Raw genomic sequence first — 22477 nt, 5'->3', positions numbered from 1 at the left:
CCATTCATTTGGTGTAGACTGTTTATTTTTGAAATACAATTTGAAATTCTGTCCATTCGTTATCTGAACGGCACATGATGGACCCATTATGTTTTTCTACAATTTGTTTACATACAAATAATCCAATACCAGTTCCTAACTTTTTAGTAGTTACAAATGGTTCGAAAATCGTTTCTACACTTTCAGCTGGAATCATTGGCCCATTATTTTTTATCACAATTCGAATCGATTGATCTTCTTCAAATACATCAATGATAATTTTCCGCTCTTCTTTCATTGATTCTAGAGCGTCAATTGAGTTCATTAATATATTTAAAAATACTTGTCTCACTTCACTCCGATAGCCAACAAGTGGAATTGGATACGGTAAATTCTTTTCAATCGAAACATTTGCATTGACCAAACTCGGATATAAGAACTGTATAATATCTTGAAACAAATCATTAAGCCAAAATTGTTCTGATTCATTCCACATTTCTTTTTTCGATACGAGTAAAAATTGCGAAATACGAAAATTTAATTGGTCTAATTCATGCGAAATAATATCTAAATAAGATAAACTTGGATGATCTGCCTTTAATAATTTAACAAATCCCATAATTGAAGTGAGTGGGTTACGGAATTCATGTACAAAACTTGCTGACATTTGCCCTAAAATCGTCAGCCTTTCTTTATGTGTTTCGTTAATATATTGCTGTTTTTCCTCTAAATTTTTTGATATAATTTCCGAGTATTTTAAAACAGTATAATAAATTAATTTATCAAAACAAGTATGTATTTGGGCCATAATCGGTTTCAATTCACGTGCGCTAACATCTAATTCACACATCGCTTCGAAAAGTTCATTTCTTCCCACATTTGCATTATAAACAAAGTCTCCAATATTCGCATCTGCCCCTGCACGTTCAATAGCAATTTTCTCGCATAATGGCTGAAGATAATCTATATCTTTTTCTTCCATAGTAAGTTCGATAATTAACTCTAATAAATCCTCTCCATTTTGAACTGCTTCTAGTTTAAATGGATCTTTATTGGAAATTATCATTTTGTTTTTCCAGTTCTCAACGAATTGGTGCCTGTTGTTTTTCAAGTGCGAACAAAATACTTCTTTAATATCCTTATCGATTGGAAAAACCCCCATTCCCTCCATTTCCATGCGACGAATACCCTTTATATTTTGAATATTAACACAAAAAATGCGATTCGTTAATAGATTATTGTCACATTTTGTTAATATGTGTTGATAAAATTTTTAATGTCTTTATTAATTGTTTGGATTGATACATTCCATTTTCCTTCCTTTCATTCAAAGTTTTTTACATTCAATGCGACTTTTTTTTGCATCCTGCTTCATTCTTTCGTACAATAGAAAATGAAAGGTGTGAAAAATATGGTAAATAAAAATGTGGAAGATTATCTCCAAGAAGGCATTTACGGCCAAAAGCAGAACAAACCAGAAGAACGTAATATGTATTTAACTACATTACGTGAGCGTGTAGAAATCGCTTTAACTATCGGTCAAGTAATGCAAAGTAATGTATATTCTGAAGTAGCTAGTAGCATGCGCTCTTCTCAATCATTACAAATATTCCTAAATGGTGGCATTGCTTACCCACATTTATCAAAATACATTAAATTAGCAAATGAAAAAAATGTTCCTTTTACAATTGTTCAAAATAAAGGCATAGAAACACCAATCGGTTTAGTATTATCTCATAGCACTGCTATTGACAAAGAACAAATTTATGTAGAAGATGCTATTTTCAAACAAGAAATGAAGTAAAAGGTACACTTGGTTAAATTAAATCGTTCCGAGAAACGTAAAACAAACAATAAAAAAACGAGTATGGAATCGTAAACATTTCCTGCTCGTTTTTTATTAGGATGCTTAAGCTCGATCCACTTTATTTTTTAATACACACTAATTTCATTTCTGTCATTTCTTCTATTGCATATTTAATTCCTTCACGCCCCGTACCACTTTCCTTAACACCACCGTAAGGCATATGATCTACCCTAAACGTTGGAATATCATTAATCATGACACCACCAACCTCTAGCTCATCAATTGCACGCATTGCTTTAAACAAATTATTTGTAAACACACCTGCTTGTAGACCGTAACGTGAATGATTTACTTGCTCAATTGCCTCATCAAATTCTTTAAATGTATTTACTGTCATAAGTGGACCAAATACTTCTTGGCACTGAACAGATACATACTCTGGAACATTTGTTAATACAGTTGGTTCAAAAATCCTTGCATCACGTTTCTTACCACCGTATAAAAGAGTAGCACCTTCTTTAATAGCTTCTTGCACCCATATTTCAATTCGCTCTACATCTTTTTTCGAAATTAAAGCCGATACGTCCGTGTCTTCCAGCAATGGATCCCCAACAACAACTGTTTCCATCGCTTTCTTTAGCTTTGAAAGAAATTCATCCATTCTCTTTTCATGTACAAAAACACGTTGTACCGAAATACAAACTTGTCCATTGTTGACAAATGCTCCCCATTTTACACGTTCAATTAATTCATCTGTTAATTCTACATCTTCATCAATAATAACAGCAGCATTTGATCCCAGTTCCAACGTAACTCGCTTTAATCCAGCCTTTTCCTTAATTCCAATTCCAACTTTCGGACTTCCCGTAAAAGTAATGGAAGCAACATCATCATTTGTAACTATCGCCTCACCTACAGTTGAACCGGGACCAGAAATAATATTTAAAGCTCCTTTTGGCAATCCTGCCTCTTCAAATAATTCAACTAATGCGTAAGACGATAATGGCGTTTGATCAGCTGGTTTTAACACAACTGTATTTCCGGCAGCAATTGCAGGGCCGACTTTATGTGCCACTAAATTTAATGGGAAATTAAATGGTGTAATAGCTCCTATAACCCCTATCGGTTTTCGTATTGTGTATGCAATACGCCCATCTGCACCAGGTGCTGCATCAAGTGGCAGTGTCTCGCCGTATATACGCTTCGCTTCTTCCGCTGCAAATTTGTATGTCTGAACGGTACGATCTACTTCTCCCCTCGCAGCACGAATTGGTTTTGCAGCCTCTTTTGCAATAATCTCTGCAAATTCTTCTCTTCTTTCATCCATTTTTTGTGCAACCTTCTCTAAAATAGTCGCACGATCATATGCAGATAATGTATTCATTTTTTTCATTGCATTTTTTGCAGCAGTAACAGCCTCTTGTACATCTTCTTCCGTTCCTTGTGCAATTTCCGCTAACGTTTCTTCAGAATATGGTGCGTATAATGGTTTGTACGTGTTTACAGACTTCCAATCTCCATTTATATATAAATGCTTTTTCATAATTCTTCCCCTTCCAAATATATGTATACAACAATATTTCACCTAGTGAAAGGTCTGACTTATGCCATTGTATCATAGCCCTTATTCTGCCAAAAACATTATGCTCAAAAAAACCCTGCCATATAGCAGAGTCTACGAACTAATTTGTTCTTGAAATGGAATTTGTTTTTCATCTTCTAAAATAACAATTGATTCTACAGTTTTTGTAACTTCTAGTCTCTTTATATAGTGCCCATCTAATTCTTTCACGCAAAACTTATAATTTTCAATTTCAATGAAATCCTCTTCAGCAATTTCTATATTCTTCGTTAAAATCCAACCACCGATTGTATCAACATCATTATCGTCAATCGTTAAACCTAATAACGTATTCACTTCACTAACAAGCACTTTTCCCTCTAGTATTGTTTTCGTTTCACTAACTTGTTGAATTTCTGGCTGTTCATCCGTATCAAACTCATCTTGAATATCTCCCACTATTTCTTCTAAAATGTCTTCAACTGTAACAAGTCCAGACGTACCACCATATTCATCTATCAATATAGCAATATGCGTTCTTTCTTTTTGCATTTTTAAAAATAAGTCGTGTATTGGGATAGAGTCGATAACTAAAATGATTGGCCTAATATATTGCTCTACTTTCTTATTACTTACTGCATTATGCTGCACAAAATCTGTGAAAATATCTTTAAAGTTTACAAAGCCTATTACGTGATCTTTGTCCCCATCTACAACTGGATATCTCGTATATTTTTCCCGAGACATTTTTTGCAAAGCTTCTTCAGCAGGCATTTCTTTACTTATAATATGCATCTCAGTTCGAGGTACCATTATTTCTTTCGCTATACGATCATCAAATTCAAAAATTTTATTTACATATTTATATTCAGACTGATTAATCTCTCCATTTTTGTAACTTTCTGAAACTAACAACCGTAATTCTTCTTCTGAATGAACCTCATCGTGCCCTTTCGGTGGTTTCAGCCCTAAAAACTTCGTAATAATTCGGGCTGATCCATTTAGGATCCAAATAAATGGGAACGCCATATGGTAAAAGAAAATTAACGGTTTAGCAACAAACAAACTCACTTGTTCAGCTTTTTGAATCGCGAATGTTTTTGGGGCCAATTCCCCTATTACAACATGTAAAAATGTAATAAACAAAAACACTAAAATTACAGCAAACATGTCTGCTAGTTGAGTAGAAATGTTCAAATTTACAAAAAGCGTGTCAAACATTTGCTTTAACGCCGGTTTACCAAACCACCCAATCCCCAGAGCTGTAACTGTTATTCCTAACTGACAAGCAGATAAATATTCGTCTAAGTTTGTAATGACTGTTTTGACAGATATTGCGCGATTATTTCCTTCTGCAATTAAATAGTCAATTCGTGAACTTCGCACTTTAACAATTGCAAATTCTGCTGCAACGAAAAATGCCGTTAAGGCAATTAAAACAATCACTATACTTATACTATATATGTCCAAATACTTTTCCTTACTTACGTTGTAAGCAAGGAAGCCACCTCCTACTTAATTTTATTCAAGTGAAGTAAGCATTCTAATACTCTAACAAAATTCTACATTAGCAACCACCTTTTTATATATTATATGCATACATAAAAAAGATATTTATCATTATGATAATCTAATTCATTTCCATCAGTCAAATAGTTCTAAATCTTAAGATAAAACGTTTTTATATACACGATATATTCTTCACAGCTTCATTTCGTGAAAAAACACTTTCTTTGCCGATTCCACACTTCTTTTGTCACACTAGAAGGGAACTTCCTTCATAGATCGAAATCATTCAACAGGATATATATAGGAGGGATTATTTTGGAATATAAAACACCATTTATCGCAAAAAAATTAGGTGTTAGCCCAAAGGCTGTTGTCCGGATTGCACAACAATTAAATCTTACGATAGAAAAAAATAAATATGGTCACTTTATTTTCACACAAGAAGATTTAGATCAAATGTTAGAATTCCATCTTTCACAAATAGAGCAGTCTCAAAACTCTCACCCTACTCAAAAAACATCATCAAATGATGTTGAAGAATTAAAAACTCAAGTAAATACAATTGTTCAAGACAAATCATCACATGAATTTGAGCAATTAGCAGCTCAATTAAACACTATTACGAGAAGGCTAGATCGAATGGAAGAACAAATGCAAGATAAGGCAAATGATGTTGTTACGTACCAACTTTTACAACATCGCCGTGAAATGGAGGAAATGTTAGAGCGAATTCAAAAGCTAGAAGCTTCCCTGAAGAAAGAAGAACCAATATATATTACTCCCGATTCAAAACCAACATATGAACGAGAAAAGAAGCCGAAGCGCCGCAAAATGATTTTTAGTATATTTGGATTATAATTTTTAGACCCTTATTAAAATAATAAGGGTCTTTTTTCATGAAGAATGACTTCATATTAAAATAGCATTCTCTTTATTATATATATTCATTTCGCTTTATTTTGTCAACATAATATTTTTACTGTATTCTGCGATTAATGCCTGTGCATGAGCATTCCCTTGAATCACATCTCGAAATTCTTTTAAAGAATACAAATGCGTAGCCCCTTTTCGAGCATGAATTCGCACTGGTACACCTTGTAAAGTATCATGAAACTGAAATGGCTTATCTACCGGTTCAATTGGGAAACCGAGTGTTAATAAATACATATACATTCTTTTTGTCACTGCTGCAATATACCATTCTGCTTTCGTTTCTAATGCATGCATAAATAAAATAGCTGTTAGTCTTTTGAAGTGTCCTCTCCCACGAGACGTTTTCGCAATACTCAACTTGCCTATTTCATACACATTTTTCAAATCTTTCACTAAATCATTTTTAGAAAACGGATAGAAAAACTCAGAATTCGATTGCTCTGGTTCCGTATACTTAATACATTCTACTGTACCAATATGATGTTCATCTTCTATTAATAAAAATCGTGATGGATTTAAATTACGTTCTACGAACATTAAGTTTCTTTCTTCACAAAAATCTCCCCATAGTTGCTCGAACCAAAAATGTTCTTCTTTTGTTTGAACACGCTGGAACATATTTACCCGCCTTTCCCATCGCCGCTCTGTTTTTGATAACGCTTTCACTATCTATCATATAAGAACAAATCTTCGTATGCAACTAAAAATATTTATGACTTATTATATTCTGTAAAACGAATTAAATTCCATCTTAATCGTCTTTTATCCCTCATGTACCGTTCTTCTAACAACATACTTATATTACTTTCAAATTCAAATCGTATAAAGTTGTCTTCCATACAGCATATATTTCTTCTTAATCAAAAAAAATCCTTTATAAAAAAGGATTTTTTTACTTCTTCATGCTTTTTAACCACTTCTCAAAAATTTGTACCATTCCATGTTTTCCGGCTAATTTCTCTTCCCCTTGTTTCGTTTTATATGGATATAATTGCAAAAACACACCACATCCAGACTCAATTTTTTTACTATGCATATGACTTCCTGGATATACACAAATAACTTCATAAATGGCCCTTCGATAATAGACTCTCTTTCCATCCTGTTCTTCTACATATTTTATAGACCAGTACTTATACATTTGCTCAGTTGCCTTCGTATTTCCAACGTGCTGAAAAATGTTGTACATTGGGCTATACTTCACTTCAATAATAATAGAAGATTGATATACGTATTTCCCTTCTTCCTTTACATAACAGTCTAAGCGAATGTCTGGCTTCTTCGTATCTTCTCCATTATAAAAATTACTCCCTTTACTTAATGCAATAAGGGGATGAGTTTCAATTAAATCATTAAATGCGACATGTACTCTAATATCATCTCGGTGTAAAACTACTGTCGTTCCATCCTGTAATCCATCTACATAAAAATGTTCTTGAATTTGTTCACGAATGGAATTTCTAGCCTCAAAACCAATTTGCTCTAACATGGAAATAACGATAAAAAAAGCGTAATATTCATACACTAAAAATGTTGGTTTATAAACAAATAATAAAGATGGAGATTGTTCTGTATATTGTGGAAGTACATCTAAATGCTGTAGTAGTTGTTGATGTGGTATCGGTAAATTATGTGAGTACATGTTACCTGTTTCGGAAACTTCTCTCCAAAATGGAGAATGCATTAAAGTTTGAAAGTATTGTACACTTTCATGTACAAAGTGCGCTAATATTTTATATTCTTGTATCTTCATAGAGCTTTTTCGCAAATCCGCCTCTTTTAGTAAATGAATATTTTTATACTTTTGTTTCTCTCTATCGGTCACTGATCCATTACGCTCAATTGTTTGTATAATCGTTTTTACAGCTTGAAATTCTTCTGATTTCTTCCTTTTTGCTCTTTCTAATATTTCAATTGTTTGGCTCAAAAAACTTTCAGCTTCAAGTAAATAGAAATAAAATTGCATCGCTTTAAATTTAAGAAATGCATTTTCCTTACTATTTTTTTGTTCTATAAACTTGCGATTATAATATTTGGCATACGGTTTTCTTTCCGCCACTATCGCTCCTTTTCTCGTTGCTTTCCGCTCTTTTTCTTCCCATTTATATTCATGTATAAATTTTGAACTCGATTCTATTTTCTTAAAAATTTGCTTTATCTTTTTCATTTTTTGCGGCAACTTTCTAAGTAACACTAAATAAGAAGAATCTTCAATATCACTAAGTGCAGAGAAAGTCTTTTTATAATAACCTCTATCTAAAATCAACTCATTCAAAATTGACTTTACATAGTTTTGAATCATTTCAAATTGATCATCAAAAAAATTTTTGGGAACGATTTGAAATGCGCCATAATACGTTCTATCTTCTATATTCACTTCAAAATGATATAATCCACAACGCCATGGATAAAAGAATTCCGTTTTTCCATGTTCATATATTAATACCTTTTGTTTTTTTTCATTTATTTCATATTTTGACTCTTTTATATTTTTCTGTCCCTCATATACTTTATTCCATATAAAAGTAATATTCATTGGACTTTCATAATGGTAATGCAATCTAATTGGTTTTAATTCTTGTACTTTATAAATACATTGAACTAATGCTGTAGTAGATGTACAAAGACGATTTAATAAAATATATTCCCCCTTTGCCTCAGTTCCAATGATTAACTTTAATACAAAAGGGAGTGTTTCTTTCGTATCAACGATTTCTGTTTCATATCGCCCTTCATTTTGCATAGCCATACAGCTCCAGTTCTCTACGCTTTTCTCTTATATATGCTAAAGAGTGTTCAAATGTAGATACTCTGTTTGCAAGTGGCGATTGCAAAAGAGGTAGTAATGTCGCCCCCCTTTTTACGTCTTCAGAAAGTAAAGACCCAACCATCATTTCAGTACCTCTTATTTTCGTCAATACACGTTGCTTGATTTGTAAATCAAATCCCTCTTCTCTACTGATCATATAGGAATGATTATTTTGGAACGGTATATTTTGCAAGTAAGTAGCGATTGCGTTTGCACATCGAAATGAAATTCCCTTTGACATATCATGTGATGACAATACAACATGTAACTTATCTAATAGTTCTAACTCTTCTTCAGAAAACACCTCAATCATCGCTTTATTCCTGACCCAGCTTATACGAAATTCTCCTGCAGTTACTTTCAGAGGTGGTTGTAATACAATTTTCTCTTGTTCCATACACATCTCACAAAACGGAATCTTTTGTAACGTTATTAAATTCGTCCGATCTAATAATCGATCTGAGAGTTCTTTCGTTGTTTCATCAAAATTTACTGTACCTACAAATATAATATTTTCACCAATTTCAATTGTTGAAGGAATTGGATTTTCTTTTCCTTGTACACCTTCATACAAATTTAGAATACGGTTTTGCTTTTCAAGTTGAAGAACAGATAGAAATGGAGTAAACCAATGCTCAATATGTGACATATTCATTTCATCAAAAACGATTATATATAGTTGATTTTGATTTTCTTTTGCCTTCATTAACGCCCTAACTAATTTTGTTTCACTTTCAATAAAAGTACCATTTGGGTGAAGGTAACCAAGTAAATCATGTGGTTCTTGATACGATGGTGAAATCGGAATCCAAACCAATTCTTCCCCATACTGTAATCCAAGTGCTTCTGCATAAGCTTGCACAAATCGGGATTTCCCAGCGCCTGGTATACCACCTAGAATCGTCAACATATTTGTTTTCGCACTTATATGGAAATTATAAATGTCCGTTTCATCCAAATATAGCCCTTTATTACGTACAAAACTTTTTACATACTGTAAAAAGACGGATTCACGCTCATCCCATTCCCATTCATCCTTGTGCACTTTTATTTCCTCTACTTCTACATGCTTACCTTCTTCAGTCATTCGTTTTTTTAATTGCTCATACATGTGATTGCTTACAAAATACAATTGATCTTCTACCGCTATTTCCACATACTTCATCCAGTCATTTAAGTCTATATACTTACATTCCCGCTGCTGTTCAAAATATGCGATTGAACTAATTGATGATGACTTTAAAGATATATTTCCATATAACCTTCCATCGTGCCACAATAATTCGGGAGGCTCAAAGTCTTTCGGATATTTTGGCATTAGAAATGACAAATAGCCATTTCCAAGTTTTCTTTCTAAAGACTCTCCTTTTTTGTATTCGGAAACTTTAGGTACTGGAATCATTTTATAGCCATTGGCCATTTCTCGTGGTTCTTCTGCACAAATTAACTCCACGTATATATGTCCTCTTTCATAATAGAGACGAAACATAACCAGTTGCTTTTCTAATTTTCTTTTCTTTAATTCCGAAAAGACTTTTTCATTCTTTTTATTGCTACATAAACCTTCAAATACGTATGGTTCATTTTTTAATTGCTCTTGTAACGTGAATGGTATTGGCGATAGGCATTGTACAAAGAAGTTCTCTCCATTCTTCTCTCTCTCTGCTTTTGTAAACTTTCCGATAAACCTCATATAGTACATTCTTTTTATAAAACTTGGCTGAAGAGCTTTATGTAATCTCACCTTCGTCACCTTCTTTTTTTCATACTATTCTTAGTGTATGAAAGAAACGAAAAACTAGAAACAAAAAACCTGACGTTATCCGCCAGGTTCAAAATTAAAACGTATATTAATGAGATGGAAATGCTTTTTTCTCTTGTAAAATGGCATTATGAGCAATTTTCATTTTAGCAAGTACATATCGCAATCGATCTTCAGCGTTTTCATCTGTATTTTTCTGTAATTCCGCCAAATTCTCTACAGCACTCGCTAAATTTTCAATCACTCCTCGTAGTTCAGGATGATGATTAAAAAAGGATTCTTGCACTAATACTTTCCTTACTTCACTCGCTAAATCAACAATTCTGGTTAACTGTTCTTTTTCTTCCATTTTCATCCCTCCTGAATATCTTATGTATTAAATATTCTCTAGACAAAGAAAAAAGCCCTTTATTTAAAAGGACTTTTACATTTTTATATTTCCAGTTAATAACATATAAAGTGATGTGATAGCTGCGATAACAATTGCCCACATTACATATCTCTCAATACCTTTAAAACAACGATTTCCTTTTTCTTTTCTTGCATACATGTAAACAATAATCCCAATTCCATACACGATTGAAACAAGTAATAAATTTTTCAAACCTGCTGCATATAGAAGCCATACAGAATAAGTAGAAGCAATTAAAGCTAACGAGCCGTTTTTTACTTTTGCATCTTTTAGTTCGTTTGTAATAACTAATTTAAATTGGAATAACGCTGATAATAAATATGGTACTAAAATTGATGTTGAAGCTATGAAATACATAATTTGATATGTTGATTCTGAAAACAGAACAATTATAAATATAATTTGGGCAACGCCATTTGAGATCCATAATGCCATATGTGGCGTTTGTTTTTTATTTGTTTTCGTAAAGACTTTCGGAAACACGCCATCTTTTCCTGCTACGTGGGAAATTTCAGAAACAAGTAAAAACCAGCCTATTAATGTACCTACAAGTGAAGCAACTAACCCAATGTTAATCGCAACGGCGCCCCATGTCCCAACAACATGTTCTAATACATGTCCCATTGACGGGGTTTCTAACACGGAAAGCTCTCCTCTTGTCATCGCTCCCATAGACAAGACAGAAATTAAAATATAAATAGACATTACTAAAATAAGTCCAAGTACTGTCGCTTTACCAACATCTCGGCTATTTTTCGCTCTACCAGATAATACAACCGCTCCTTCAACCCCAATGAAAACCCAAAGAGTTACAAGCATTGTATTTTTCACTTGACCAAGTATAGAGGAAACTGATATAGTTCCTTCTCCCCAAAAATCATGTGTAAATGTATCCCAGCGAAACGCTGTTACCATTACAACAATAAATAATACGATTGGAACTAATTTCCCTATCGTTGCGATAACATTCATAATAGATGCTTCACGAATTCCAAATAAAATTAGAAAATGAAGTGTCCATAATAAAAGTGATGCACCAACGATAGACGCAACATTATTTCCACCTTTAAAAATGGGGAAGAAATAACCTAATGTACTAAACAGTAACATGATTGTTGCAACGTTTCCTAAAATTCCTGCTAGCCAATATCCCCAAGCACTGTTAAATCCGATATATTCTCCGAAACCAGCACGTGCATAACTATAAATTCCGCCCTCAAGCTCCGGTTTTTGTCTTGCTAACGTTTGATATACGAGCGCGAGTGGAATCATTCCCATCGCTGTAATACACCAACCTATTATTATAGAGCCGCTATTTGCTCCTACTGCTAAATCATGTGGTAAACTAAAAACACCACCACCAACCATCGTTCCGACTACTAATGCAATTAATGGAAAAAACCCTAACTTCTTTTCTATTTGTACCACCCCATCTGTCATTCTAGGTGTTATGTTCGTTCAACTATTAAAGTCACCTTTTTCTCTAATAGACGTTTCTCTTATATTTTTTCAGGAAAACATTACTTATTCTAAAAGAAAATGAAGAAAAATGGAATACTTTTTTGAAAAAATGTATAAGTATGCACAAAAAAACCGTTCATTTTGTAATGAACGGTCATTTCATACATATAAATTTGTATATTTCTTGTAAAATTAACGAAGTAAATTCTCTTTTTGTAAAAATTGTTTCGCAACTTCTTCACTACTTTTTCCATTTACATTTACTTCATAATTCATTTTTCGCATTTCTTCATCTGTAATCTTCCCAGATAATGTATTTAATACTTTTTCAAGTTCAGGATATTTCTGTAACGTCTCTTTTCTTAATAATGGTGCACCTTGGTACGGTGGGAATAACCCTTTATCATCTTGTAGCACTTTAAGTCCATACTGCTCAAGTTCACTATCAGTTGAATAGGCATCGATTACGTTAACATCCCCTGATTGAATTGCACTATAACGTAGTTTCGGTTCCATCGTTTTCACATTTAAAAACTTATAGTTATATAATTTTTGCATTCCTTTATAACCGTCTTCACGATCAGCAAATTCTAATGTGAATCCTACTTTAGCATCCTGTGCCATTTTTCCTAAATCAGAAATTGTATTTATATTATTTTGATTTGCTATTTTTTTCGGCATAGCTAGTGCATATGTATTGTTATACTCCATCGGCTTCAACATAACCATATTATATTTCTTTTCCATTCCAATGCGAGCCTGCTCATATACTTCATCCCGATTTGTACTTTTTGGCTCTTCTTTCACGAAAGTAGATAAAGCTGTTCCTGAAAATTCAGGGTATATATCTACTTCTCCTGATTTCAATGCTTCAAATACAAATGCTGTTTTTCCAAGACCTGGTTTTAATTCTACGTGTAAATCGGTATCTTGTTCAATAAGTTGCTTATACATTTGAATTAAAATTTCAGGCTCTGATCCAAGTTTGCCGGCAATAACAATATCTTTCTTTTGTGTATTCCAAAGAAATGGAGAAGCAATCATTATACAAGTAATACATATCGTCAATATAACACGCTTAGAAGAGCGTTTCGGACTCTCAAGCACCCGAAGTACTACATCAAAGAATAAAGCTAGTAACGCGGCTGGTACGGCCCCTAAAATGATAAGCGCATGATCATTTCGATCGATACCAAGTAATATGAGTTTTCCGAGCCCACCAGCACCTATAAGAGCTGCTAATGTAGCCGTTCCAACAATTAATACCATCGCCGTACGAATACCGGCCATAATAATTGGTAATGCAAGAGGAAGCTCTACCTTCCACAGTCTTCTCCAGCTATTCATCCCCATAGCTCTCGCTGCTTCGATTAAAGATTCATCTAACTCCCTTATTCCTGTATATGTGTTTCGTAAAATAGGTAATAGTGCATACACAACTAATGCAATAATAGCCGGAAGTTTTCCAATTCCTACTAACGGAATTAAAAGTCCGAGTAACGCAAGTGATGGCACTGTCTGCATAACCGCAGAAGTTCCTATTATAAATTCAGCCATTCGTTGTTTTCTCGTTAATAAAATGCCAAGTGGCACCGCAATAATTACTGCAAAAAATAGTGAAATAAGCGATATTTGTAAATGCTCACTTAATGCAGTTAGTAATTCTATTTTTCGCTCTTGAAACGTTTGTATAAAATCAGTCACTGTTTAGCCTCTTTCCTTCATTTGTTCAACAATGTAATTAACAATATGACGACTTGTTAAAGCTCCAACATATTGACCATTTTCTTCAACTGGAACGACTTCGTCAGCTCGTACACGAACTAAAGCTTCTTGTAAAGAAGAATGCAATGATAGTGTATCCCCTTCTATCCGCATACTTTTATCAAGTGGTAATACATCTTCTATACTTTTCCCCTCATACCAAGGTCGCCCACGATTTCCAATGAACTCCTCTACAAACTCATTTTTCGGATTATGTATAATACCTTCTGGTGTATCTAATTGAACAACTTTTCCTTCTTTCATAATACAAATACGATCTCCAAGCGATAACGCTTCTTGCATATCATGCGTTACGAACACAATTGTTTTTTGAATCTTTTTTTGCAATTGTACGATATCCTTCTGAAGCTGTTCCCTACTTAATGGGTCTAACGCACTAAACGGTTCATCCATAAGAACGATTTTCGGGTTTGCGGCTAATGCTCTTACGACACCAACGCGCTGCTTTTGCCCTCCTGACAATTCATCAGGCATACGATCGCGATATACGTCTGGATCTAGCCCGACCATCTGTAGCAACTCATCGACACGAGCTTTTATTTTTTCTTTGCTCCATTTTCTCATTTCAGGAACAACTGCAATATTTTCTGCAATTGTCATATGCGGAAACAAAGCGATTTGCTGCAATACGTATCCTATATTCCAACGCAATTCATTAATATTATATTGTTGAATATCTTTTCCATCGATTAAAATAGATCCTTCAGTCGTTTCAATTAAACGGTTAATCATTTTCATTGTCGTTGTTTTCCCGCAGCCACTCGGACCAATGAGAACAAAAAATTCTCCCTTTTTAATTTCTAAATGCAATGAATCCACTGCTTTCGTGCCATCTTCATACGCTTTTGACACATGATTAAATTGAATCACAAATACAACTCCTTTAATGTTGTTTCCTTTATTTTGATGGAATACGGCATTCATTTCAAATGATACGCTTTATAATAAAAAAAGAGCTCAAATTTGAGCTCTAACGGTCGAACAATATTGTTTTCATTATTGCAGCATATTCACGTACATACATTTTTTTCTTAGAGCGCATTGGTGTTTCAGCAGCTAGTGCCTCCATCTTCATGCCTAAACGCTTTGCGATTATTTTCGTTCTATATAAATGATACGTATTACTTACAACTACCGCATGTTTCACATCATATAAATCCATACTAAACTTTACATTTTCATACGTATTTGTAGATTGATCTTCTATTAAAATACGATTCTCATCTATACCATGTACCATTAAATAGTTTCTCATACTGTGAGCTTCTGGTATATCTTCATCTTCTCCTTGACCACCTGAAACAATTACTTTCGCTTCAGGATGGGAAAATAAATATTCCAACGCTACATCCAAACGGTTTTGCAGAGATAATGACGGTCTATCTCCAAATAACTTTGCACCTAATATAAGAACGTACGGAGAGTGATTACTCAATTTTTCACGAGCAACATTCTTCATTCGAAACGTCATATAAAGAATGTATAGTGGCGGTAGTAATAAGATTATAAGTAATATCCATTTGTTCATAAATAAGTTAACACTCCCTTTCTTTTTATTATATAGAAAAAGAAAGGGAGGCAGAAGTATTTTTTAAACGAGTGATTTATTCGGAACATCCGCTCCGAGTTTACGTTGTGATATCACATAATAAAGAGCGATTCCTAATGATAGGATCAATATACAGCTTAATAGGTAAAATGGGAGCATTACCCCAACTTTAGAAACACCAGCTGTAAACAGCATTAATAATACAATTCGTATTCCTGTACCAATTAATCGAAATAAGCTGTCTACACGTCCCATTACTTCATTTGGAATTTCCTCCATCATCAATACATTTCTTGCTACTCTTGTACCTGCATTTCCAATTGCATGAAAAACTGCAAGTCCATATAACAACATTACGGAAGGTTCAATAATCATTACGGTAATTGAAATTACATATATGAGCATCGTCATGACGATTGAAACTTCTGTCTTTACATATTTCATCATAATTGGAATACTTATTCCCGCAAGAACCGCTCCGACACCGTACATCATACCTTCTATTGCGTATACAGAGGCACTGGCTTTTAATAGATCTGAAATATATACCGGGATTAAATAATTTGCCATCATGACACCGATAAACGGCATATAAGTCGCCAGTAAAAACCAAAAGAACTTCGGACGCTTTTGCATAAAGTGAATCCCTTCGAACAATTGCTTCTTAAATGTTACTTTCCTTTTTACTTCCTTTTTCTTTACGTACGGTATACATAAGAAAAGGAAAAATGCTCCTGCAAAAGTTAACATATCTACTAACAAAATCCATTTTAAAGAAATGATTTCAATAAGGAAGCTAGCAGCCGCTCCTGAAATAACTTGAGTTAACTGTCCTTGTATTTCCATTGTTCCACTTAAATTTTTATAATGTTCTGCTTGAAATATCTCTTGGTTAAACGCAAATATTGTAGGATAAAATAATAAATAGTAAAATGACCCTGCTATATATATAAGAATATAGTGAATAGAATGATAAGGTTGCCCAGTAAATCCCCATATAGCCATCATCCCTATAATGACTATCCCAATACCTTCATTACATAATAATAAAGATTTTCTTGAAAAACGATCAATACTCTGCCCGATAAACGGTGTTAATAAAAACATAATAAGAGTTGCGATGATGGAGACATAACCAAACGTTGTCTCTCCTCCATTCTCTTTAATTAACAACCACGGAATCGTTATCATAACAATACCGGAACCAATAGCTGATAGACTATTGGCCCCTAGAATGAAATACAAGCGTGAATCTTTATACAGAGATGACATATCACTCAACTCCTAGTTGTTTTTTCACCTCTTTATATACGCTCATATATGCTTTTAATTCTTTAACTAAATCATGAATTAATGGTTTTGCATCTTCTCCCAGTTCACCGTCTTGTACATGAAGTCCATCAAGCACAACTTGTTTTGGGATTGCATTTGCGTACACCCCTCTAGCAACAATACGCATATTGTTTAATGCGTTAATGCCACCTTTGCCGCCTCCAGCAACTGCAAGTAATGCGACAGGTTTATGAACAAATTCACTACTGCTTAAGTAATCTAATGAATTTTTCAGCGCCCCACTCATTGCATTATGATATTCAGGTGTACATAGTACTACACCGTCTGCAGTTTTCACTAATGCCTTTAATTTTTTTACCGCTTCTAATTCACGTTGTGATTCTTCCCCGTTATATAAAGGCAGTTCCTCTACTGATAAATCGTATAACTCCCCTTCAAATTGATCAGCAATATATTTTGCCACCACACGAGTTCTACCGAATTTTCTTGGCGTACCGTTAATAACGACTAGTTTCATAATTATTTCTCTCCTTTGTTTTTCAGTTATACTTTTATATTATCAGAAATTTCTATACAAAACACAATATAAAGAGGGAACTAGCTTGATAAAATAGTATGATAGACGAAAAAAATAACTCATACGAAAGTATGAGTTATTCACAATTACTTTTCCTCCTCTTTATGACACAGTATGCCTATGTTTCCTTTTGCTTCAAAATGGTTATACGCTTTTTCTGCTAATTTAATACGCTCTTCTGGTAAGGCTACATATTTCATAATATTTTCTATTATTTTTTCGTACGGAGTAAACACAATTCCTGGCCACTCTATCTCGTCCTCTCGATTACTATTTTCCGAAATAATAAATTTCTTATTTGCCACTGCATAAGAAACTCGAGGTGTTTCAAGAATTCCTGATAAGTAAAAATGAATATTTAATATAATTTTAGACCTAGCGATCAACTCATTTCTAACAATTCCCCACGCATTATTTTTAAAAACAATATTTAAATTCGGGGCAACTGCTTTTAATTGATCCAAAATAGCTTGCCGCCTCGGATTAAGAGCACCTATAAACAGTATATCGATGTCTTCAGTAATCTCATCTTCAAATGCATCTTTTTTTATTTGCAAAGTTGGGGCATAGTTCATTCCTATATGCCTTATTTCTTTTCCTACACCTTTTTGTTTTAACCATGCTATATTTTGTTTACTATAATCCCAAATTTCCTTATCTTTTAATAACATTAAATAAAGGGGGTGCGCATAAGGGCTTCCTTCATATAGCTGTTCTAAATTATAAATAATTGCATTTTTCGGAAGTAGATTCGGGTTATGCGCATATGTATGCGCTCCAAAAACAATTGTATTTTTCACATTTTCTAGTATTGTTTCTGAAATAATTGCTGTATTTCCCTCCTGCTCTAATCGCCATTTCAAAGCTCGTGCGACATCTATGAAACTACCATACGTCTTTGGGCATATAAAAAGACAATAATCATATTCTTTATTTAAATAAGCTTCCATTAGCCTTAAATTATTTTTATACAAATCCACATCCGGATATTTAAGTAAAAGCTCATTTGCATGTTTTTTTGCTACTTTATATAATCCAGCATAATAAGCAGCAATGCACCTTCTTAATTCAATTCTTTGCCGATGCTCATCTGCTACGTCCATGTCTAAAAGAATATTTGCGATACAATACGCTTTTAAATGATCACGATCATAATAATAATCTAGTAGTGGCATCAATTCTTCATACGTATTTCCATGTACAGATTCCCCTAGTTCTAGCGCCCATCGTATTAATTCCATTATTACTCCACTACTCCTTTAACCGAAATTGTATTTAATAAAATTTCGCATTACTTTCTACTATATTTGCTATATGCAACGGTAACTCTTCTTTTTTCGATTCCAAAAATTTTTGTGACACTGCACCTAAATGTTTTTTATGCGGTATATAAAAAGCACTTATAGAAATCTCATAGTCAAATAAGTAATCGTACACATGATAATCTACAAATAGAAGATCATTATTCGGAAAAGGGACTTCCTTCCCTTGCAAAGCATACATTAAAGCAATATTATTTTGAGATTTTAATCGATACATTCTTGCAAGTTGGTATAATGGCTCAGCCCTAGTTGGTCTATATTCCCACGCTTTTTGAAAATAAAGAATTGCTAATGCTGTATATTGCTCTTCTTGCGTCTTAGCATTTTCTTTTTCATCCGCTTCTGTTACTTCATGTTGTTTATTTGCTGAACGGTTTGCTAATTGTTCATAACAAAATCCTATTCGTAATAACGAATAGAAGACTTCTTCAACCCATCCCCCTGCTTCCACTCTTTTTTTGTACCATTTAATCGAATCTTCAAACTGACTTAAATGAAAATAAGTTTGGGCTAAATAAAATAAATATCTTATATGCAAATCAGGCGTTGTTTCTGGATCATTAATCCCTTCTAACAACAACCTCTCATCTCTCTCGAATTTATCAGCTTTACTCCCACCGTCCCCAGGGTCGTTAACGACAAGCGTCTCTAACCTTGCTACTCTCGTATTGTAATTCGCACCAACTTTGGAACGATCTATATCCCAATACTCATGAGTAACACCGACAGATTTCCATGGTAAAGAAGCTTTCAAAAGGCGTGTAAGCCAATACTTAATATGAATATCATATTGCAATGTAAGATAATGGTCTTCCGTTAAACTAGTCTTATCAAACTCAGGATCAACTTCTAATATCATATCTGCATCTAATATTAATAAATAATCTGCTTCTGGATATGTTTTTTGTGCCAATGAAACAGCTAAACTTCTGTTATAACCAAAGTTTTTAAATGGTTCATGATGAACTGTTCCTGGGATTTCATTTTCTTTACACCAATTTTCAATAATTTCAGGTGTATGATCAGTTGATCCCGTATCACAAATAGAAACAAAGTCTACAATTGATTTTGTAGCATTTAAACATCTTTCCATAATTCTAGACTCGTTCTTAACAATCATACAAAGACATAACTTTTTTTCTTTCCCTGCATTCTTCACTTGCTCATTTCCCATTTAACCACCTCATATTTTATTAACACGCTCTTTTCATATGTAACACCACTTCATAGCTACACTGATGACATAATCATCCTTTTACTATTTATGAAAAATTCATTTTATTTATTCTTATTTTTATGTTGGGACATCTTTCATGCTTCCCTTTATATTTGATACAATTAGTACAAATACACAATGATTGAATGGTATTTTTAAATTAGAGATTTCTTACACTATAAAAAAAGAAACTTGCGCCTATGCACAAGTTTCTTTTTAAAAACAGCCTTATTTTTTCACAACTTCATGTCCACCGAACTGATTACGAAGAGCTGAAACTACTTTTCCGTGGAATGTATCATCTTCTTGAGAACGGTAACGCATAAATAATGACATCGCGATTACCGGTGCTGCCGCTTGAAGTTCAAGTGCCGTTTCCACAGTCCATTTCCCTTCTCCTGAAGAATTCATCACACCTTTAATGCCATCTAGTTTTGGATCATCTGCAAATGCCTTTTCAGTTAAGTCCATTAACCAACCTCGGATAACCGATCCGTTTGCCCATACTTTTGCAACATCTTCATAATTGAAATCAAAATCACTTTTATCTAATACTTCAAATCCTTCAGCAATTGCTTGCATCATACCGTATTCAATACCGTTATGAACCATTTTTAAGAAATGACCACTTCCGACGCGGCCTGCATAAGAATACCCATTTTCTACTGCTAAATCTTTAAATAAAGGTTCTAATTGATCGTAAATTTCTTTTTCTCCACCAACCATTAAGCAAGCACCGTATCTAGCTCCTTCTACACCGCCTGATGTTCCGATATCTACGTAATGTAAACCAAATCTTTTCGCTTCTTCCGCACGGCGTAACGTATCTTTATAGAATGAATTTCCGCCTTCAATAACGATATCGCCTTCCTCTAATAATGGATATACATCTTTTAATACTGACTCTACAACTTCTCCCGCAGGTACCATTACCCAAATTGTACGAGGAGCTTCTAGTTCAGCAATCATTTCTTTTAATGTATAACGAGCAGTAATCCCTAAAGCCCCTGCTTTTTCAACAAGTTCTTTATTAACGTCATATACAACTATTTCATGCTTGTCTTCATATAAATGTTCTGCTAATGGGAATCCCATTTTTCCTAATCCAATTAAACCTAGTTTCATATTCATCAATCTCCCATTCTATACAAATATATTTAATAACGAAATTAGTCCAAGTGCTACAACAGATAATATCGTCTCCATTGCAGTCCATGTTAATAATGTTTCTTTCACAGTCATTCCAAAATACTCTTTAATCATCCAAAATCCAGAATCATTTACATGTGATAAAATTAATGACCCTGCACCTGTTGCAAGTGCTAGTAGTTCAACATTTACACCTGGTGTACTTGCTGCAATCGGTGCTACAATTCCAGCTGCTGTCATCATAGAAACGGTAGCAGATCCAGTCGCAATTCGGATAAGTGCCGCAATTCCCCAACCTAATAATATCGGTGAAATATGAGATTCTTTCGCCATTTCTGCGATTGTCGTTCCAATTCCAGAATCTAATAATACTTTATTAAACGCACCGCCTGCACCGATAACTAACAGTATGTTCGCAATTGGTCCTAAACAATCATTTGTAAATTGTAATACTTTATCTTTTGAGAAACCTTTTGCATAACCAAGACTAAAGAAAGAATATATCGTTGCAATTAATAACGCGACTATTGGATCTCCAATGAAGTGCAATACTTGTGCAAGTTGACTTGTTTTGCTTAGCCCTACTTCCGCAATCGATGCACCTAGCATAAGAAATACTGGAAGTAAAATAGTAAACAATGTATTTCCGAAACTAGGAAGTTCCTTCTTCTTATCTCTTTCAATAAATTGCTCCGCTATATCTAATGGTACTTCTTTATGTATACGAGCACCGATCCATTTCCCGTAAAGCGGACCTGAAATGATTGCAGTTGGAAGTCCGACAATTAATGCATATAAAATTGTCTTCCCTACATCTGCTTTAAAAATACCTACCGCTGCCATCGCTGCTGGATGTGGCGGAACGAGTCCGTGTACAACAGATAGTCCTGCTACTAGTGGAATACCGATTGTAATAAGTGATACCCCTGTTTCTAACGCAATTGTAAATACTAATGGAATTAGTAGTACAAATCCAACTTGGAAAAATACTGGAATCCCTACTAGAAATGCAACGAACATCATCGCCCAGTGAACACGTTTCTTCCCAAAACGATCTATTAATGTGGTAGCAATTCGTTCAGCACCACCAGATTCGGCCATCATTTTTCCAAGCATCGTTCCTAATGCTAAAACTATCGCTAAAAACCCTAACGTATTACCAAGCCCTAGTTTAATAGAATCGATAATCCCTGGATCTTTTGGTGAAGTTCCAATCAATGGCATTCCCATTGCTAGCCCTACACCAATTGCTGTTAATATTAACGCGACAAACGGATGCCATTTTACTACCGTAATAAGTAAAAGTAGTATGACAACTGCCGCTAGTACGATTCCAACTACCATTTCTCCCAA

Annotated in this window: 19 protein-coding genes; 2 read left to right on the top strand and 17 right to left on the bottom strand. The window is 34.0% G+C overall.

Going from position 1 to position 22477, the window contains the following annotated elements:
- Window positions 1-22: 22 nt before the first annotated feature.
- Entirely contained in the window at window positions 23-1156 is a 1134-nt protein-coding gene (locus J0835_RS11075) for a BA2291 family sporulation histidine kinase (protein WP_087980317.1), read from the bottom strand.
- A 234-nt stretch (window positions 1157-1390) separates the two neighbouring features.
- On the opposite strand from J0835_RS11075, the gene J0835_RS11070 reads away from it, so the two are divergent.
- Entirely contained in the window at window positions 1391-1783 is a 393-nt protein-coding gene (locus tag J0835_RS11070; RefSeq protein ID WP_064477333.1) for a YueI family protein, read from the top strand.
- A gap of 121 nt (window positions 1784-1904) precedes the next feature.
- Here the strand turns inward: J0835_RS11070 and J0835_RS11065 are convergent, their stop codons facing one another.
- Entirely contained in the window at window positions 1905-3329 is a 1425-nt protein-coding gene (locus J0835_RS11065) for an aldehyde dehydrogenase family protein (RefSeq protein WP_087980316.1), read from the bottom strand.
- A 132-nt stretch (window positions 3330-3461) separates the two neighbouring features.
- Window positions 3462-4817, bottom strand: coding sequence for a hemolysin family protein (locus tag J0835_RS11060; RefSeq protein ID WP_087980315.1), 1356 nt, complete (start codon window positions 4815-4817; stop codon window positions 3462-3464).
- A gap of 354 nt (window positions 4818-5171) precedes the next feature.
- On the opposite strand from J0835_RS11060, the gene racA reads away from it, so the two are divergent.
- On the top strand, window positions 5172-5714 hold the full coding sequence (gene racA, locus J0835_RS11055; protein WP_000456016.1) for a chromosome-anchoring protein RacA: 543 nt from the start codon (window positions 5172-5174) through the stop codon (window positions 5712-5714).
- Between the two features lie 96 nt (window positions 5715-5810).
- On the opposite strand, the gene J0835_RS11050 is transcribed toward racA, so the two are convergent.
- The 14 genes from J0835_RS11050 to J0835_RS10985 all read right to left on the bottom strand — a co-directional run bounded on the left by J0835_RS11050 (window position 5811) and on the right by J0835_RS10985 (window position 22468).
- Window positions 5811-6407: a hypothetical protein gene (locus tag J0835_RS11050; protein WP_000487799.1), complete on the bottom strand. Its 597-nt coding sequence runs from the start codon at window positions 6405-6407 to the stop codon at window positions 5811-5813.
- Window positions 6408-6681: 274 nt separating this feature from the next.
- Complete coding sequence (locus J0835_RS11045; protein ID WP_087980314.1) at window positions 6682-8532, bottom strand: hypothetical protein; 1851 nt, start codon at window positions 8530-8532, stop codon at window positions 6682-6684.
- Window positions 8522-10342 carry an AAA family ATPase gene (locus tag J0835_RS11040; protein ID WP_046959329.1) on the bottom strand — a complete coding sequence of 607 codons (1821 nt, stop codon included), beginning with the start codon at window positions 10340-10342 and terminating at the stop codon, window positions 8522-8524. The genes J0835_RS11045 and J0835_RS11040 overlap by 11 nt, the downstream gene beginning before the upstream one ends.
- A 106-nt stretch (window positions 10343-10448) precedes the next feature.
- Window positions 10449-10709, bottom strand: a complete 261-nt coding sequence (locus J0835_RS11035) for a LemA domain protein (RefSeq protein ID WP_087980313.1) — start codon at window positions 10707-10709, stop codon at window positions 10449-10451.
- Between the two features lie 75 nt (window positions 10710-10784).
- Window positions 10785-12212 (bottom strand): basic amino acid/polyamine antiporter, encoded by a 1428-nt coding sequence (locus J0835_RS11030; protein ID WP_000129474.1) that lies wholly within the window; start codon window positions 12210-12212, stop codon window positions 10785-10787.
- A gap of 213 nt (window positions 12213-12425) precedes the next feature.
- A complete protein-coding gene (locus J0835_RS11025; protein WP_087980312.1) occupies window positions 12426-13937 on the bottom strand; it encodes an ABC transporter permease/substrate-binding protein in 1512 nt (503 codons plus the stop codon).
- A gap of 3 nt (window positions 13938-13940) precedes the next feature.
- A complete protein-coding gene (locus J0835_RS11020) occupies window positions 13941-14888 on the bottom strand; it encodes an ABC transporter ATP-binding protein (RefSeq protein ID WP_087980311.1) in 948 nt (315 codons plus the stop codon).
- Between the two features lie 100 nt (window positions 14889-14988).
- Window positions 14989-15546 carry a YdcF family protein gene (locus tag J0835_RS11015; RefSeq protein ID WP_087980310.1) on the bottom strand — a complete coding sequence of 186 codons (558 nt, stop codon included), beginning with the start codon at window positions 15544-15546 and terminating at the stop codon, window positions 14989-14991.
- Between the two features lie 63 nt (window positions 15547-15609).
- Window positions 15610-16839 (bottom strand): MFS transporter, encoded by a 1230-nt coding sequence (locus tag J0835_RS11010; RefSeq protein ID WP_087980309.1) that lies wholly within the window; start codon window positions 16837-16839, stop codon window positions 15610-15612.
- A gap of 1 nt (window position 16840) precedes the next feature.
- A complete protein-coding gene (locus J0835_RS11005) occupies window positions 16841-17377 on the bottom strand; it encodes an NADPH-dependent FMN reductase (RefSeq protein ID WP_046955699.1) in 537 nt (178 codons plus the stop codon).
- 146 nt (window positions 17378-17523) lie between these two features.
- Window positions 17524-18678: a DNA-binding protein gene (locus tag J0835_RS11000; RefSeq protein ID WP_087980308.1), complete on the bottom strand. Its 1155-nt coding sequence runs from the start codon at window positions 18676-18678 to the stop codon at window positions 17524-17526.
- 34 nt (window positions 18679-18712) lie between these two features.
- The gene (locus tag J0835_RS10995; RefSeq protein WP_087980307.1) at window positions 18713-19933 is read right to left on the bottom strand and encodes a tetratricopeptide repeat-containing glycosyltransferase; all 1221 of its coding nucleotides are present in this window, start codon (window positions 19931-19933) and stop codon (window positions 18713-18715) included.
- Between the two features lie 270 nt (window positions 19934-20203).
- Window positions 20204-21100: a phosphogluconate dehydrogenase (NAD(+)-dependent, decarboxylating) gene (gene gnd / locus J0835_RS10990; RefSeq protein ID WP_087980306.1), complete on the bottom strand. Its 897-nt coding sequence runs from the start codon at window positions 21098-21100 to the stop codon at window positions 20204-20206.
- An 18-nt stretch (window positions 21101-21118) separates the two neighbouring features.
- Window positions 21119-22468, bottom strand: coding sequence for a GntP family permease (locus tag J0835_RS10985; protein WP_064477346.1), 1350 nt, complete (start codon window positions 22466-22468; stop codon window positions 21119-21121).
- Window positions 22469-22477 lie beyond the last annotated feature (9 nt).

This window comes from Bacillus cereus group sp. Sample62, from assembly GCF_036851315.1.
In the GTDB taxonomy this organism is placed as follows: Bacteria; Bacillota; Bacilli; order Bacillales; family Bacillaceae_G; genus Bacillus_A; species Bacillus_A wiedmannii.
Note: the sequence above shows the minus strand (reverse complement) of the source record. Positions and strands in the feature narration are given on the sequence as shown.

What these genes read in the sequence shown, in the direction of transcription:
- J0835_RS11065 (WP_087980316.1), bottom strand. Translation starts at nt 3,329, where the DNA reads ATGAAAAAGCATTTATATATAAATGGAGATTGGAAGTCTGTAAACACG.
- J0835_RS11015 (WP_087980310.1), bottom strand. Translation starts at nt 15,546, where the DNA reads ATGAACAAATGGATATTACTTATAATCTTATTACTACCGCCACTATAC.
- J0835_RS11070 (WP_064477333.1), top strand. Translation starts at nt 1,391, where the DNA reads ATGGTAAATAAAAATGTGGAAGATTATCTCCAAGAAGGCATTTACGGC.
- J0835_RS11030 (WP_000129474.1), bottom strand. Translation starts at nt 12,212, where the DNA reads ATGACAGATGGGGTGGTACAAATAGAAAAGAAGTTAGGGTTTTTTCCA.
- J0835_RS11035 (WP_087980313.1), bottom strand. Translation starts at nt 10,709, where the DNA reads ATGGAAGAAAAAGAACAGTTAACCAGAATTGTTGATTTAGCGAGTGAA.
- J0835_RS10995 (WP_087980307.1), bottom strand. Translation starts at nt 19,933, where the DNA reads ATGGGAAATGAGCAAGTGAAGAATGCAGGGAAAGAAAAAAAGTTATGT.
- J0835_RS10985 (WP_064477346.1), bottom strand. Translation starts at nt 22,468, where the DNA reads ATGGTAGTTGGAATCGTACTAGCGGCAGTTGTCATACTACTTTTACTT.
- J0835_RS11075 (WP_087980317.1), bottom strand. Translation starts at nt 1,156, where the DNA reads ATGGAAATGGAGGGAATGGGGGTTTTTCCAATCGATAAGGATATTAAA.
- J0835_RS11010 (WP_087980309.1), bottom strand. Translation starts at nt 16,839, where the DNA reads ATGTCATCTCTGTATAAAGATTCACGCTTGTATTTCATTCTAGGGGCC.
- gnd (WP_087980306.1), bottom strand. Translation starts at nt 21,100, where the DNA reads ATGAAACTAGGTTTAATTGGATTAGGAAAAATGGGATTCCCATTAGCA.
- J0835_RS11005 (WP_046955699.1), bottom strand. Translation starts at nt 17,377, where the DNA reads ATGAAACTAGTCGTTATTAACGGTACGCCAAGAAAATTCGGTAGAACT.
- J0835_RS11000 (WP_087980308.1), bottom strand. Translation starts at nt 18,678, where the DNA reads ATGGAATTAATACGATGGGCGCTAGAACTAGGGGAATCTGTACATGGA.
- J0835_RS11050 (WP_000487799.1), bottom strand. Translation starts at nt 6,407, where the DNA reads ATGTTCCAGCGTGTTCAAACAAAAGAAGAACATTTTTGGTTCGAGCAA.
- J0835_RS11045 (WP_087980314.1), bottom strand. Translation starts at nt 8,532, where the DNA reads ATGCAAAATGAAGGGCGATATGAAACAGAAATCGTTGATACGAAAGAA.